The organism is Lactobacillus sp. VURO6/B1 (VP7), from assembly GCF_058139575.1.
This window is the reverse complement of record NZ_JBVOWJ010000003.1, coordinates 24959-40397: the sequence shown is the minus strand read 5'-3', so window position 1 is coordinate 40397 and position 15439 is coordinate 24959. Positions and strand designations below refer to the sequence as shown.

At 34.6% G+C, this 15439-nt stretch carries 14 protein-coding genes; 4 read left to right on the top strand and 10 right to left on the bottom strand.

Annotation, left to right across the window (positions count from 1 at the left end; translation table 11 throughout):
- Positions 1-31 precede the first annotated feature (31 nt).
- Genes ACZ2M0_RS02390 through ACZ2M0_RS02380 form a run of 3 tightly spaced genes read left to right on the top strand, consistent with a single transcriptional unit; the run spans position 32 to position 2251 of the window.
- Positions 32-700 carry a M57 family metalloprotease gene (locus tag ACZ2M0_RS02390; protein ID WP_490058381.1) on the top strand — a complete coding sequence of 223 codons (669 nt, stop codon included), beginning with the start codon at positions 32-34 and terminating at the stop codon, positions 698-700.
- Between the two features lie 24 nt (positions 701-724).
- Positions 725-1369 carry a histidine phosphatase family protein gene (locus ACZ2M0_RS02385; RefSeq protein WP_490058380.1) on the top strand — a complete coding sequence of 215 codons (645 nt, stop codon included), beginning with the start codon at positions 725-727 and terminating at the stop codon, positions 1367-1369.
- Between the two features lie 27 nt (positions 1370-1396).
- On the top strand, positions 1397-2251 hold the full coding sequence (locus tag ACZ2M0_RS02380) for a class I SAM-dependent methyltransferase (protein ID WP_490058379.1): 855 nt from the start codon (positions 1397-1399) through the stop codon (positions 2249-2251).
- 72 nt (positions 2252-2323) lie between these two features.
- On the opposite strand, the gene ACZ2M0_RS02375 is transcribed toward ACZ2M0_RS02380, so the two are convergent.
- The 9 genes from ACZ2M0_RS02375 to ACZ2M0_RS02335 all read right to left on the bottom strand — a co-directional run bounded on the left by ACZ2M0_RS02375 (position 2324) and on the right by ACZ2M0_RS02335 (position 13456).
- Positions 2324-3526: an ABC transporter substrate-binding protein gene (locus ACZ2M0_RS02375; RefSeq protein ID WP_370448879.1), complete on the bottom strand. Its 1203-nt coding sequence runs from the start codon at positions 3524-3526 to the stop codon at positions 2324-2326.
- A 349-nt stretch (positions 3527-3875) separates the two neighbouring features.
- A complete protein-coding gene (locus ACZ2M0_RS02370; RefSeq protein ID WP_034979002.1) occupies positions 3876-4586 on the bottom strand; it encodes an ABC transporter ATP-binding protein in 711 nt (236 codons plus the stop codon).
- Positions 4587-5369: an ABC transporter ATP-binding protein gene (locus ACZ2M0_RS02365; protein WP_122051838.1), complete on the bottom strand. Its 783-nt coding sequence runs from the start codon at positions 5367-5369 to the stop codon at positions 4587-4589. It abuts the gene before it with no gap.
- Between the two features lie 3 nt (positions 5370-5372).
- Complete coding sequence (locus tag ACZ2M0_RS02360) at positions 5373-6329, bottom strand: branched-chain amino acid ABC transporter permease (RefSeq protein ID WP_045927446.1); 957 nt, start codon at positions 6327-6329, stop codon at positions 5373-5375.
- A gap of 8 nt (positions 6330-6337) precedes the next feature.
- Positions 6338-7216, bottom strand: coding sequence for a branched-chain amino acid ABC transporter permease (locus ACZ2M0_RS02355; protein ID WP_034979008.1), 879 nt, complete (start codon positions 7214-7216; stop codon positions 6338-6340).
- 27 nt (positions 7217-7243) lie between these two features.
- On the bottom strand, positions 7244-8449 hold the full coding sequence (locus ACZ2M0_RS02350; protein ID WP_373868658.1) for an ABC transporter substrate-binding protein: 1206 nt from the start codon (positions 8447-8449) through the stop codon (positions 7244-7246).
- Positions 8450-8859: 410 nt separating this feature from the next.
- Positions 8860-10341 (bottom strand): hypothetical protein, encoded by a 1482-nt coding sequence (locus tag ACZ2M0_RS02345; RefSeq protein WP_490058378.1) that lies wholly within the window; start codon positions 10339-10341, stop codon positions 8860-8862.
- A 534-nt stretch (positions 10342-10875) separates the two neighbouring features.
- Entirely contained in the window at positions 10876-11724 is an 849-nt protein-coding gene (locus ACZ2M0_RS02340; protein WP_490058377.1) for a helix-turn-helix domain-containing protein, read from the bottom strand.
- A gap of 139 nt (positions 11725-11863) precedes the next feature.
- A complete protein-coding gene (locus tag ACZ2M0_RS02335) occupies positions 11864-13456 on the bottom strand; it encodes an ATP-binding cassette domain-containing protein (protein ID WP_489958992.1) in 1593 nt (530 codons plus the stop codon).
- Positions 13457-14127: 671 nt separating this feature from the next.
- Between ACZ2M0_RS02335 and ACZ2M0_RS02330 the strand changes: the two genes are divergently transcribed.
- The gene (locus ACZ2M0_RS02330) at positions 14128-14382 is read left to right on the top strand and encodes a hypothetical protein (RefSeq protein WP_223902880.1); all 255 of its coding nucleotides are present in this window, start codon (positions 14128-14130) and stop codon (positions 14380-14382) included.
- 114 nt (positions 14383-14496) lie between these two features.
- Here the strand turns inward: ACZ2M0_RS02330 and ACZ2M0_RS02325 are convergent, their stop codons facing one another.
- Positions 14497-15345, bottom strand: a complete 849-nt coding sequence (locus ACZ2M0_RS02325; protein ID WP_223902881.1) for a helix-turn-helix domain-containing protein — start codon at positions 15343-15345, stop codon at positions 14497-14499.
- Positions 15346-15439 lie beyond the last annotated feature (94 nt).

Sequence of the window (15439 nt, the reverse complement as noted above, 5' to 3'; positions counted from 1 at the left end):
TATAATGTAAGGTAATGGAGTTGATTAAGGTATGAAAAAATTTGGTCATTTTTTATCAAAATTAGCATGTGCGCTGGTTGTAACTTTTACAATTGAAAGTACAATTGCTCCGATTGCTGAAAATTCAGTATTCAGTTGGCCTTCTCAGACTGTTTATGCCAAGAAAACTGCTAAAAAGGCAAAAAAAGCTAAAAAGAAAACAAAGAAAACTAAAAAGACCAAGAAAAAGAATACAGCTGCTATAGCTTCTTCTTGGCACTGGAAAAAGCCTAAAGCCACTGTTTACATTGATCTTAATGATAATGAAGAATTAATTTCAGCTACTAAAGACGCAATTGATGCATGGAATGATACCAAGGCCTTTACTTTTACTGAAACCAAAAACAAGAAAAAAGCTAATATCGTAATTGAGCAGGTTTACAGCCCAAATACTAATTATGCGGGGTATACTACTTTTCATTATTATGTGAAAACCGGAATCATGTATTCCGCAGTTACCAGGTTAAATATTTATTACTTACAGAATTTTTCACCATATAGTTATACTTACCAACGTATTTTAAATACTGTAGAACATGAATTGGGACATGCAATCGGACTAAAACATAATAATGGAGTGTCTGTAATGTATCCTACCGGTTCTTTGTATCCAATTGAGCCTGTCGATGTTGAAAATGTTCAAAAATTATACAAGAAATAAAATATTAGATTTGCGAGGAGTAAAATGAAAAGAATATATATAGTGCGTCATGGTGAGACCTTTATTAACCGCTATAACAAAATGCAAGGCTGGTGTGATACGCCACTAACAGAAAAAGGAATAGCAGGTGCTGACCAAGTTGGTGAAGCTTTAAAAGATGTGCCTTTTGACATTGCATTATCAAGTGATATGAAAAGAGCCAGCGACACTTGTGATATCATCATTAAACACAATGTTAATCGTGATGAAATTCAACATATCGCAACCCCTTTTTTCCGTGAACATTTTTACGGCTATTTTGAAGGTATGGATTCAGATGCTGCTTGGCAAATGATTAGTGGTCCTCACGGTTATAAAAGCCATGCTGAAATGCTCAAAAATGAATCATTAGACACGGTGAAAGACTGGATTAAAGAAGCCGACCCTTTTCATGATGCAGAGAATGCAAAAGAGTATTGGGATAGAATAAACAAGGGATTTAAATTAATCAGTCAATTAGATGGGGCTGAAAATATTTTGCTCGTAACTCACGGTTTTACCATTCATAGTATTGCCGATCGTTACAGCGATTTTGATATTAAAGAACGCCCTCGTAACGCTTCAATTACAGTGATGAATATGACAGAGCAAGAGAAGAAAATTGTTTCTTATGACAAATTAAAGCTTTGATGCCCTCAATTAACAGGAGAATATTTTATGCAATCAAAAAATGATATATCTGACGTTGCTGACAACTTGAATAACTGGAATGATCGCGCTGATGTACATGCTAATGGTGGTTATGGCGATCTTACTCAGTTTGCTAAAGACCAAAATGCTATAACTACAACTGTTAAACGTGATTTAGACGTACTCAGACCATTTTTGGCTCATAATTCAGTTGTAAATAAGCGACTACTTCATTTGCAATGCCATATTGGAGATGATACGCTCAGTTGGGCGCGCTTAGGAGCTAAAGACGTTTACGGCCTGGACTTTTCACCTGCTGCCTTAAAGTATGCACGCAAATTATCCCAAGAGGCTAATACTTCAATTACCTACGTTGAAGGCGATGCCCGCTATGCCGCAAAAGCTATGCCGGAAAAATTAGGACAATTTGACATAATTGTGACTAGCGCAGGTACAATTACTTGGCTGCCAGAATTAAAATCATGGGCAAAATCTATTGGTCAACTCCTGGCTCCTGGTGGAATATTCATGATTCGTGACAATCACCCTTTGTTATTTGCACTTGATAATGCCGGGTTAGAAATTAAGCTGGGTTACTTTAGTGGCACTGAAATTACTTATCAATCAGATGCTTCATATACACCAAATTCTAATGGGAAAATAAAGCATCAGACAAACCATAATTGGGCTCATGATTTTGCAGAAATTATTAATTCATTAATTGCTGCTGGTTTAACCATTAAAAACGTAGGAGAGCATAAAATTAGTGATTGGAAGTCTTTGCCATCACTAATCTATGATAAAAGCCTAGAAGGTTGGGTACTTCCAGCTGATTCACCACAGATTCCATTGACTTTTTCAGTAGTTGCACAAAAATTGTAAAATCAGTATTAATACAATCAAAAAGGTTAGCTTTCTAGCAAAGCTAACCTTTTTATTACCTAAAAATAAGTCTTATTCAATTTTAAAAGTTTTACCCACTTTACCATTAATTAATTCTTCTACAGCAATTGGTTTTTCAGGATTATGATCTTTATCTACAGTGATTTTTCCAGTTACGCCAGTAAAATCTTTAATTTGTTCCAGACCCTTCGTGATTTTTGCAGAATCATCAGATTTTTCATTTTCAATTGCTTCTTTAATCATATATACCGCATCATAAGCTAAAGCAGAAAAAGTTGGTGCTTCTTCATGGTAGCGGTTTTTGAAATCACGCATAAATTTAGAAGCAGTTGGATCCTTGGCAGCTACCTGTGTTGAAAATGGCGTAGTATAGTAGATTTTACTTGCATTTTTAGCACCAGCAATCTGTACCAGCTTCGGATCAGCCATGCCATCACTACCGACAATTGGTGCCTTAATTCCAATTTGACGCGCTTGCTTAATTATTAAGCCAACTTCAGTGTAGTAGCCGGGAACGTAGATAGCATCGACTTTCTTAGCTTTAAACGAAGTTAATACAGCGTTAAAATCTTTGTCACCCTCTGAAAATGTTTGACTATCAACTATCTTGCCTTTATAAGTTTTCTTAAATGCTTTAGCAAGACCGTTACCATAGTCACTTGAATTATCAGTATAGACAGCCACTCTCTTTGCCTTAATGTTATTCATTACGAACTTGGCTGCACTACCACCTTGAAAATTATTTTGGTAACATGCCCTAAAAACAAATGGCTGAACTTTACCATTCTTTTGTAAAGTGTAATTTGGATCTGTCGCTGAAGGGCTGACACTTGGTACCTTAGCTTTAGTAATATTAGGAATTTCAGCTGTGCCGGCATTAGTAGTTGCTGGTCCTACAATTGCTGCTACCTTTTCTTTTGTAGCTAATTGGGCGGCAACTGAAGCAGAAGTAGAAATAGCAGTTTTATTATCACGCATGATCAGTTTGATTTTTTTCTTACGACCATTAACATCAATGCCGCCTTTTTTATTAATTTCACTAACTGCTAATTGAATACCTTGCTTTTGAGCGTTGCCATAACCAGCTGCAGCTCCAGACAACTCCATGTTGACGCCAATTTTGACTGAATCTTTATCTTGCTTAGTTCCATCCCCACTACTGCTTTTAGCAACAGTACAGCCTGCCAGCATAAAAGCTGCCATGCCAGTGATTACAACATTCATTACCTTTTTAATACCGCTAATATTATCCATCATCTTGTTCCTTCTAACTATTCTTTAACTAAAATTGCCAACAAAAAAGCCTCATTCAAATCAATGAATGAGGCTTAAATTATCAATTAGTTAAACCCCAATCATTGGCACGCAAACTAGGGCTTAACTACTTTAAATTACATCACGTAATTCATGTATGTTAAGTCCTGCGCTCCAACAACAAGGCAACTAAATCCTGAGTTTGAAAGATATTCATATTACTTTTTTGTTTAAAATAGTTCGTTTCCATCACAATTACCTCCTCAGAATTTTATGTAAACTCTATAGTTTTCACTATCTGACTTAACAATGAATTAACATCATTGTCATTACAACAACTTGATTACCACTAACCACCAAAATACACTTTCTGTACTTCCGGGTTAGCCAACAATTCTTGACCAGTACCACTTAATTGCACTACTCCTGTCGCCAATACATAACCACGATCGGCAATAGATAGAGCTTGTTTAGCATTTTGTTCTATCAACAAAATAGTTGTACCTTTTTCGTTTAGTTCTTTAATAATTTTAAATATTTCTTGAATATACAGGGGTGACAAACCCATTGAGGGTTCATCAAGCAGCAATAATTTTGGCTTTGCCATTAAGGCACGACCCATGGCCAACATTTGCTGCTCACCACCAGACAGGGTAGCTGCATCTTGATTACGTCTTTTTTGCAAAATTGGAAAGCGTTCAAAAATATCTTTGTAGGTTTTTGAAACTTCATCATGATTCTTTTGCAAAAACGCACCCATCTGCAGATTCTCCATTACAGTCATCCCGGCAAAAATATGCCGACCTTCTGCTACTTGGGAGATACCCGCGCTGACAATTTGCGGAGCACTTTTGTGATCTATTTCTTCACCAAGGTAGAAAATTTGACCACTTTTTGGCTTAAGCAAGCCAGAAATTGTCTTGACAATAGTTGACTTACCAGCTCCATTAGCTCCGATTAGGGTTACGATTTCACCTTGGTTAATTTCAAAACTGACATTCTTAACAGCTTGAATAACACCATAATTTACAGACAAGTCACGAACTTCTAACATTGCCATCTAGTCATCACCCTCTCCTAGATATGCTTCAACAACTTTAGGATTTGCCTTGATTTCTTCAGGAGATCCGGTAGCCAATATCTCGCCCTGATCAAGTACATAAATTCTTTCAGCCAGGTTCATAACTAAAGACATGTCATGCTCAATTAACAAAACTGTGATCTGAAATTCTTTTTGAATATATTTAATAAGATTAGTCAAATCCGCTGTTTCTTCTGGGTTCATACCAGCAGCAGGTTCATCCAGGAAAAGAATCTGCGGGTGAGTAGCCAAAGCACGTACTATTTCCAAGCGTCTTTGTGTTCCGTAGGGCAAGTTCTTAGCCAAGGTTTGTTCATTATCCGTTAAATCAAAGATTGCTAATAGCTTTTGCGCAGCTTCTTTCATTTCCTTTTCCGTTTTATAAAAACTGGGTAAACGAAAAACTGTTGTTAAAAAGTTTTCTTTATATTCATTTGTCATTGCAGTCAGGACATTATCCATAACAGTTAAGTCTTTAAATAAGCGAATATTTTGAAATGTACGGGATAAACCTAAGTCTGCAATTTGCACAGCACTTTTATGCGTTAAATCATAATTTTGATTATCAACTTGCAAGTTGATCTTTCCACTAGTGACTTGCACCATTCCAGTTAGCAAGTTGAACAAAGTGGTTTTACCTGCACCATTAGGACCAATCAAGGCAACTAGTTCGTGCTTATCCAGATGAAGTGAGACATCATTAACTGCAGTTAACCCACCAAACTTGCGCACTACGTGGTCAACATCTAATAAGTGTGGCATATACTAGCTCCTTTCCTTTTTGCCGAAATGGCGTGTCAAATTTTTAAGTGAGAATTCCCAGTTACCTAAAAGTCCTGATGGCTTGAAAATCATGATTAGTATCAGGACTATAGCATAGATCACCATTCTTAACGCACCGAAACTTTGTAAAACGGTATCTAAAACGCCTAAAACAATCGCTGCAACAAACGTGCCAGTCATACTGCCAACACCACCCAAAACAACAATAACTAAGATAGAGATAGATTCCATGATACCAAAGTTTGAAGGAGATATTGTTTGCAAGAATGAAGCATGGAGACTGCCAGCTATTGCAGCAGTTGCGCCACCTAGAACGAAAGCTGCCAGCTTCCATTTAGTAGTATTAATTCCCATTGCTTCAGCAGCAATTTCGTCTTCACGAACTGCTTTAATTGCCCGACCATTTTTTGAACGAATGAAGTTAGTCAAAATGATTGTGGTCACACAAACCAAGATATAAACAGTTGGCCATGAGCATAACTGAGGAATATTGTATAACCCTGCCGCTCCACCAGTAATTTTCAAATTATTAATGACATTGCGGATAATTTCAGCTGCTCCTAGAGTTGCGATTGCTAAATAGTCACCCTTTAAGCGAATGAAAGTTGCCGTACCAATAACCGCAGCAATTACAATTGCTATCAGGACACCTACGAGCATTGAGATTAAAAAGCCAGCTTCGCTACTCATGCGTTGAGTAATAATCGCCGTAGCGTATGCTCCAATTGCCATGAAACCGGCATGACCCAGAGAAAATTGACCACTAAAACCGATAATCAGGTTTAACCCGGTAGCTAAGATAATATTTATTCCAATCGTGACCAGCATGTTTTCAATAAAATCATCTATCACGCCAACCATAATCAACGCATTGATTAAGTAAAAGCCGCCTACCATTAATAACAGCCACGACAAAATGTATTTCCAATTAGATTTCATTTTGCCACCTACACCTTCTCTTTAGCATTTTTGCCAAAAATACCAGCAGGTAAGAAAAGCAAAATGACTATTAATACTAGATAAACAACTGAGTCTTTATATGCCGACAAACCGATAGACTGGAAAAATGTTTCCAAGATACCGATTAAGAAGCCACCAATAGAAGCTCCTGGCACTGAGCCGATTCCACCCAGTACAGCAGCAACAAAGGCTTTAATTCCTGGTGTCATCCCCATTAAAGGATCAATTTGGTTATAATACATTCCAATTAATATACCTGCGGCACCGGCTAAAGCCGAACCTAAAGCAAAGGTAAATGAAATCGTATGATTAACATTAACACCAACTAATTCAGCGGCAGCAGGATCAACGGATACTGCACGCATTGCCCGACCCATTTTGGTCTTTTGAATAATGACCTGCAATGAAACCATCAAGATTAAAGCAGTAGCCAAAATCAAAATCTGAACATTTGAAATTTGTACTCCACCAATATTGTAATTAACCTGCTCAATTACTTGGGGGAAGCTGCGAGCATTTGATCCTACAAAGTATGACATACCATTTTCCAGTAAAAACGATACGCCGATAGCCGTAATCAGTACAGCTATACGAGGCGACTTACGTAGTGGCCGGTAAGCAAAATACTCAATCACTACGCCTGAAACTGCACCAATAATCATTGCAGAAAGCAGTGCTGTAATAAAGTTAAAATGCCAAGCATTAATCACATAGTAGGCAAAGAATGCACCTAGCATATAAATATCGCCGTGAGCAAAGTTAATTAAATTAATAATGCCATAAACCATGCTGTAACCTAAAGCCAACAGGGCATAAATCGAACCTAGCGACAAGGCGTTAATGATTTGCTGTAAAACTGTTTGCAAATTTAAGCACTCCTTTCTTTTTCTTATTTACTCAACACGGAATGAGTCGCTTACTTTACCGTTAGTCAATTTTTCAATAGCAATTGGCATTTCTGGATTGTGGAATTTGTCCATAGTAATTCTGCCAGTAACACCGTCAAAGTCTTTAATCTTAGCTAGACCTTCAGTAATTTTAACCGAATCATCTGATTTTTGTTCTTCAATAGCAGTTTTTACTAAGTAAACTGCATCGTATGCTAATGCTGAAAATGTAGGTGCATCTGCATGGTAGCGAGCTTTATATGCTTTGATAAACTTAGCAGCTTTTGAATCTGGATTCTTGGCAGCTACATTAGTTGAAAATGGTGTGGTGTAGTAAATATTGGTTGCATTTTTAGCACCTGATATTTGAACAAGTTTAGGGTCACACATACCGTCACCACCAACGATTGGAGCTTTAATACCCATTTGCCGTGCCTGTTTAATGATCAAACCCAACTCTGTGTAGTAGCCCGGTACATAAATAGCATCGATTTTCTTAGATTTAAATGAAGTTAAAACAGCATTGAAATCTTTATCACCTGCAGAATACGTTTGGCTATCAACTATCTTGCCTTTATAAGTATCTTTGAAGGCTTTTGCTAAACCAGTTCCATAATCACTGGAGTTATCAGCATAAACTGCTACTCGTTTGGCTTTTAATTTATCGGTGACAAATTTAGCAGCGCTCTTTCCTTGGAAAGTATCCTGGAAGCAAGCTCTAAAGACATAAGGCTGAACCTTGCCATTTTTCTGTCTGGTATAGTTTGGATCCGTTGCAGATGGACTAATGCCGGGAACAGAAGCCTTGGTAATATTAGGAATTTCAGCGGTACCACAATTAGTAGTAGCCGGCCCTATAACTGCAGCCACTTTATCCTTGGTTGCCAGTTGTGCAGCAACCGAAGCCGAAGTAGCAATTGCGGATTTGTTATCACGGATAAGTAATTTAAGCTTCTTTTTATGCCCGTTGACGTTAATTCCACCAGCTTTATTAATTTCAGAAGCTGCTAACACTATCCCTTGCTTTTCAGCACTACCATATCCAGCAGCAGTACCAGACAGCTCTATGTTAATACCAACCTTGACAACATCTTTATCTTGGTGCGTACCCTTGCCGCCCCCACTTTTTGCAACTGAGCAGCCAGCTAGTGCCAAGCCAGCCATTCCCACTGTCAGAACACGCAACAATCTTTTTGAAAATTTACCCATCATTTTCTCCTTTTCAATAGTCTGGTAACTAAAAACCTCATTCATTTAATGAATGAGGCTTAGATCAGTTATTAGATAAGCCCCATTCATTAAGACGCAAACAAGGGCTTTTCATGTAAAATCACTAAAAGTAATTTAATCATGCTAAGTCCTAGACGACAACAACAAGGCAATTAAACTCTGGGCAATAATATTTTTAATGTTAGTTCGTTTACTTAAATATTTAGCTTTCATTAAAATCGCCTCCCAAAATTTAATTTAATACTTAGAATTATAAAAAAAGAACATTAGCATGTCAAGAAAATTTTGCAATTTTTTTATCTAAGTTCTCAGTATTTTTTATTAATTTTGTTGCTTTGCCTGTGAAAACAAACGCACGCTGTTGACGGCGTGCGTTTTACTAATTAGATTTTTTAAAATACAGCTTTTTTTCGCCAAAATACAACAATGACGTATAAAACGAAATAACTTATAATCATGAGCACCATTGGCAGCCAAACTTCATAATATGCTGTTGGCAAAACCTGATTAAAGATTTTTAGACCAAACAAAGCATCAAAGACACCAAAAACCGCTGGAATTAAGAACAACAGTCCCGTTCCATAAGTGCTGCTTTCCTGCGATACTTTTTGGGTCTTTAATTTTTGATCAACATCCCGGTTTTTCTTAGCAAATTTTATTACCTCTATTATCAAAATAGCAAACAGAGTTGCACCAAACACAAATGCCATTGAGAAGCCCAAAATCTTCATTTCTCTGGTCATCCCCAGTGCCAGCTGATAAGAAGCAGCCTTCGAGCTGCTATAGAGACGACTATAGACGACACTACTTTGAGCCCGTTTATGTTCAATTTTTAGTAAAAATGGCCAATCTCTATCAAAACTGTTTAGCTGCACCAAAGTCAGATATTTAGTTTTACCATTAACCCTATTTAATTCTGCAGTTGAACGAAGTGCAATTGTTTTATTTTTAAAACCGTTGGGAACGAGTTCGCGGAAACTGTCACTTGTTATAGAATCAGCTTTATTCAGTTGATTTAACTTGATAGATTTGACTTGAAAATTGCGTCTACCGGTGCTTTTGACATACTTAATTGGATTATCTGCCAGTTCATTACGAACAAAATAAAAGTGCCCGTTTGTTTCTTTATAATGGTAAGTTTGCTGCTTTTTAATTTTTAGTTGAGCAACATCGTTTTTAATATTGGCGGTGTTGCTGACAATTACCCCATCATAATAAGTTCCCCTTTTAATATCTTGGTGAAAAGCATTAACGTCATGACTTAAAGCAAGAGCGCTCATAGTCAAGGCGAAGAGTAGTGAAATGATAGTAAAAACGCCAGCATAATGATGGAGTCCCAGCAACGTTTTTCCTTTAGTTAACTTAATTTTGTTAAACCAAGTTGCAGGCAGCAAGCTTAATAACGAGTGGCAAAGTAAATAAGTACCTGACACAATTGTGACAAATGCCGGTAATAAAGGATTAAACAGATTTTGGACGGGCAAATTCAATACGAAATAGCCGCCACCTATTAGAGCTAGCCCAGCTGCCAGTGCAATTATTTCTAGCCACTTCTGTTTATGAAAAGCAGGAATATCTTCTTTTTCTAAACTGTTTAAAATAGTTCTGGTTAGCCTATAAGTTACTACTATGCCGCCAACAATTATTAGAACTGCCAGTAACATAACCACTTGCATGCCTGAATTTATCCGCAGAAAACTGTTAATGACGTTAAAATTCGGCACATTTGGTTTTATTAAACCGCTAAATAACTTAATAATTAAGGAAGCTAAATCCAAGCCTAAAATAGTGCCGGCAATTATCATCAAACCGCCAATAATAAGTGTCGCACAAAGTTCTATTAGTCCAACGCGCATATTTTTTAATTTTTGCATCAAGATCACCAAACTTTCTGTTCAGCTCCTTCAAGCAGACCACCTTTTAACTTAATTATAGTTAGCGCTATCATTTTTCAAATACCCTGATCAATTTTTTGAATATATTTTAATATTTAGTTTTAAGCCATTATTCTTTTTTAAATAATGTTTTTGGTGGTGTCAATCTCGTCTAGCTAGATCGCCAAAGGCAATACCAGCTTTTAAAACATTTTTCTACCATCTCCTTTATAGAAAACTTACTTATCTTTATAATTTTTTCCTGGTCTAAACTTTATAAATAATCCATCTACAAATGCTTCATAAATATGATCATCTACTTTAGACCTAATTTTTAAATCTTCGCTTAACTTACAAAATATTTTTCCCATGTTTCTAATTAATCTAAATTGAGCCCAATAAGAATTAATTTATGTAATAAATTTTCAATTTTCTTACTCCTTTCTATTTACTTCAAGTTTATTACGATTTTATATAAGCATATAAAAAATGTCATGTTTAACTCTTAATGTTTTAATATGACATTTAAAAATTTTATTTATTAGCAATCATTAGTTCTTCAAGTTCTTTACCATAACTGGGCATGCCAGCAATTTTTACACATTTAGTTATTGTTTGTACTTCATCAAGATACTTGGGATTTTGATCATAATGATATTTGACTATATTTTCAAAAGCTGGAGCAATAGTCTTATAAAAAAATATATCTGGTTTTGTTTTGATTTGTTTTTCACTACTAACATAAAATTCTGTTTCTTCAAATCTTTTGTTACGAATACACAAAATCATCATATTAATAATTATAGACAAAACTAGCTTTTGAATATCAATGCTACTTGAGCCAATAAACTGACGTATTACTCTTTTTGAAATCAATAAATTACTATCTAAATCATAAAAACTCATAAGGTTGCAGTACAGTCTTAAACTATCAGAATTAAAATGAGAAACATCAAACGTTCTTTCTTTCAATCTATCTATAACGCCACTATCAATACTGGAAAGATTTTTGTTGATTATTGCAATAAAGATATCAATTATATCTAATTTATCTTCTTTATTTGGAAAATCACTTTCCGCAACAAAATTTCGTATTTGTTGCAGATCATGCACAGAATTTTGATAATACGCTTCATTAACCATTCTATCAATCTCTAGGTTCTCGTCATGTACGGTCTTCGCCTGGTGGTTTAACTTACCAAAGAAATCAGTTAATGAAATTTTGTTAACGTTTAATAGTTCAATTAAATTATCTGCTGAAATGCTGCTTAAATTTTTTTCAACTTTTGCATAAAATGACGGGCTTACCACATCATTAACCCATTGTTTTTGTGTTTTCTTTTGCTGAATGCGACAGTCTTTTAGTAATTCACCAATTGTCATTTTAATTTCCTCAACTATTTGATTAACTATCAAATATTAAACTTTTTAATTTTATTATAATCAAAAAATATAAAAGTATCATAAAATTAAAAATAAAAATTATATAATGCTGAGGTAAATTGGGTTATTATCTATCTGACTACGACAGGCTCTTATCGTTAAATTGGTATTGATTAAAATCAACAACTACATCATACTTTTGCAGTTCTTCTGGATCGTAATGATGAATAACTTCAACAAAAGTAAAGTTTGAATCAAAAATATATTGGTGAATTGCCTTTGATGAAGTTTTATCAAGTGAAGCATTAATTTCATCCAGTAATAAAATTGGTCGATTGGCTAAAATAGCCCGTGCCACCTCAATTCTGGACAATTGGCCACCAGATAGTTGATCTGCATTGTCACCTAATTGATAATCAAATCCCTTTTCTTTAATTAATTGTCCTAACTGTAGTCCTTGACATACCTCAAGAACTTTTTCTTTAGCTATATCAGCTCCTAGAGTTAGATTAAACCAAAGCGTATCAGAAAAAATAACTGCACTCTGGCTGGAATAGGCAAACAACTTAGTAAACGATCCTGCCGCTACTTCTTTATGATCAAGTATAATTTTTTTAGATTTACCATACTTACCATACATTAGAAACTGTAACATCGTAGATTTCCCTGATCCTGAGGGTCCGATGACCGCAACTTTTTGACCAGACTTAATATCAAGATTAATATGTTGTGCTAATACCTTATCCTGACGCATTAAATCTAGGTCTTGCACTTGTAATTCATTAAATGTAGGATTATTGGTTTGCTCACGCTCCACATTATCTGCTTTTTGTATATATTGCTTTATCTTTCGCACAATTGGCTTTGTAGTAGACAAATTATTTCGTTCTTGCAGAATTTGTAAAATTGGATTTACAAATGAATTAGATAATTGCGTTATTGCAAAAAGAGCACCTAAAGTAGTTTGACCTTTAATTACTAATGCAATACCAATTGCAAACGGCAATAAATAAGTACCCATAATTGCAATTGCATTAAGAAAAGCACTGGTATTAGTATTAAGCACATTCATCTTGGCTAATTTTTCTTCTAATTGGTTAACTTTATACTGATTTTGTTTAACTGCATTATCCTGCTTATCATATAAATTAAAGGTAGCAGTACCAGATAACAAATTTTTAGTTTGATTAACATATTTATCATTAGCATTTGTCCAAGCCTCTGCAGCATTTTGAATAGGCTTTTGGAAAAAGGTGGAAACAATTGTTGGTATAACCGAACCAATAAAGAATATTATTGTAAGCTGCCAATTTAGATACAAAGCGAATGCCATAGCAAATACGACAGTGTATGAATAAATCAAAATTCCTATTTCAGCATCATAGCGATTTGTTTCCAAAAGTTTAAAATCATTAGTTAAAAAACCTAAATTAGAAGCATTTTCTTGCTCATCCGAGAGCATACCTCTCATCACTTTAAGCCTTAACTTAGTATTGACCTGCTTAGCAGCATCTGCTTTAAGATAATCAAAAATTAAAGTGGCGACTAAAATCAAGATCAATAACAAAATGTTTTTACCAAAAAAGACTGGAATAGCTGCAAAATTTTTAGCCGTTGCCAAATTAATTAACGAACCAACAATGTATGCTGTAACAATATTCTGCATACTGGAAATTAATCCGAAAATATTTAAACAAAAAAACTTAAAATGCGAATAATATTTATAAACCATGATTTTCTTTTCCTTTCAAAAGACCTTCGTTATTTATATAAATAATATAATTGCCTTTTTATTTTTATTAATAAAACTGTCATATTTGACGCAAATAAGGTGGATATGACAAATCCAAAAGCTAACAGAATTTATTTCCTATCGACTTTCACCTATACCAAAGTAGCTTAACATAGTATATTAATTGAAATAGAGCTAAAGCCAAGTAGCTAGCAACTTTAAAAGGTACATAAAAAATAAAGCAGTAATCAAAAAGAGGTAGGACAAAAGTCCATTTCTTTCTGATTACTACTTAAATAACCGAAGCATCTTTTCGATTAAATTGGCTAATTTATCAAAATCTTGTCCTAGCTTGCGCAATGCAGGCGTTAGACTGGTTAGTAGTAAACACTTCAGAAGAAATAAAAGTACAACCCTTCCCATGCTATCACCTTTTTTCGGAGAGGATCGAAAGGCGTACTTCACTATTCTCTCATGTGTTCTTATGCTATAATTTCAGTAGAAGAAATAAAGTGTGATCTTTGCATGCAAAAGAGGCGTACTAGGCGTCTAGGCAATCCAGTGGATTGCCTTTTTGTATATCTACACTTTGACAAGACAGTCGCTTACTGGACTGCACGAACAATCGTATTTATTTATCTTTAAAATAGTTTAAAAGGTGTGACTATAACATGGATACTACTTTAGTAATAATAATTATTTTAGCTTTAGAGCTTCTGCCAATTGATACTTGGCTTATTAAGTATAATATGGCGATTGCTAAACCTATATTTTTTAGTTTAGCGTTGATTGCCGTGTTTGTTCTCTCTCTAGTAGGCTTTTCAAAAGCTTTTCATTGGTATGATTATCTAATAGCGGTTATTGCATGTATTTATGAGTGGATAATATTCTTCAGAAATGCCAAAAAATCCGTAAAAGCAAACTAATTAGCTGTGCCAAAGATGATAGATTTCAATTTTATCTTGTTTAGATAATTTAGACATAAAAATACCCCCAAATTTGGGGGGGTCACTTCAAAATCAAACATGCCATTTTTAAGTTTATTTATTTGCAACTAAAAGCTCTTCTAACTCCTTACCATAATCTGGCATTCCAGCTAATTTGATACTTTTAATTATTATTTCTGTTTCATCCAGATATTTTTGATCATGATTATCTTGATATTTAACTATATTATAAAATGCCGGTATCAGCAGCTTATAAAAGAAAACCTCCGGTTTTGTTTTTATTTGATCCGCATAATTAACAAATACCTCAGTTTCTTCAAATCGCTTATTTCTAATGCAAAAAATCAGCATATTGATAATGATAGCCAAAATTTTGTCTTGTATTCTGACACTGCTTGATCCAACAAGCTGTTTTATTATCCTTTTAGATAGCAATAAGTTGCTATTCAAATCATAAAAGCTCATGAAATTACAATACATAATTAATCCATCTTCATCAAAATTAGAAATATTAAAAACTTTTTCTTTCATTCTGTCTATAACTTCTTTATCTAGCATTGTAAGGTCTTTACTAATTACCGCAATATAGGCATCAATAAGAAGTAATTCATCATTTTTATTAGGCAAGTCACTTTCAGCAACTACATCTCGTATTTGTTGCAACTCTTTTTTGGAATTTTGGTAATATGCTTCATTAATAAGTCGATTTATTTCTAATTCTTGTTGATTAATCGACTTATCTTTTTGATTTAATTTACTGAAAAAATCAATCACTGGAATTTGATTAGAATGTAGTAATTCAATTAAATCTTCGGCAGAAATCCGACTTAAATTTTTTTCTACTTTCGCATAGAATGAAGGGCTTATCACATCTTTTGCCCATTGTTTTTGAGTCTTTTTTTGACTTATCCGATAATCTTTTAACAACTCCCCAATTGTCATTTTTATTCCTTCTAACTTTAAACTGTCAAATATGACATTCCTCTCTTTTTCATTATAACCAAAATATACTAAATATATAGTTAAGAAAAGAGGT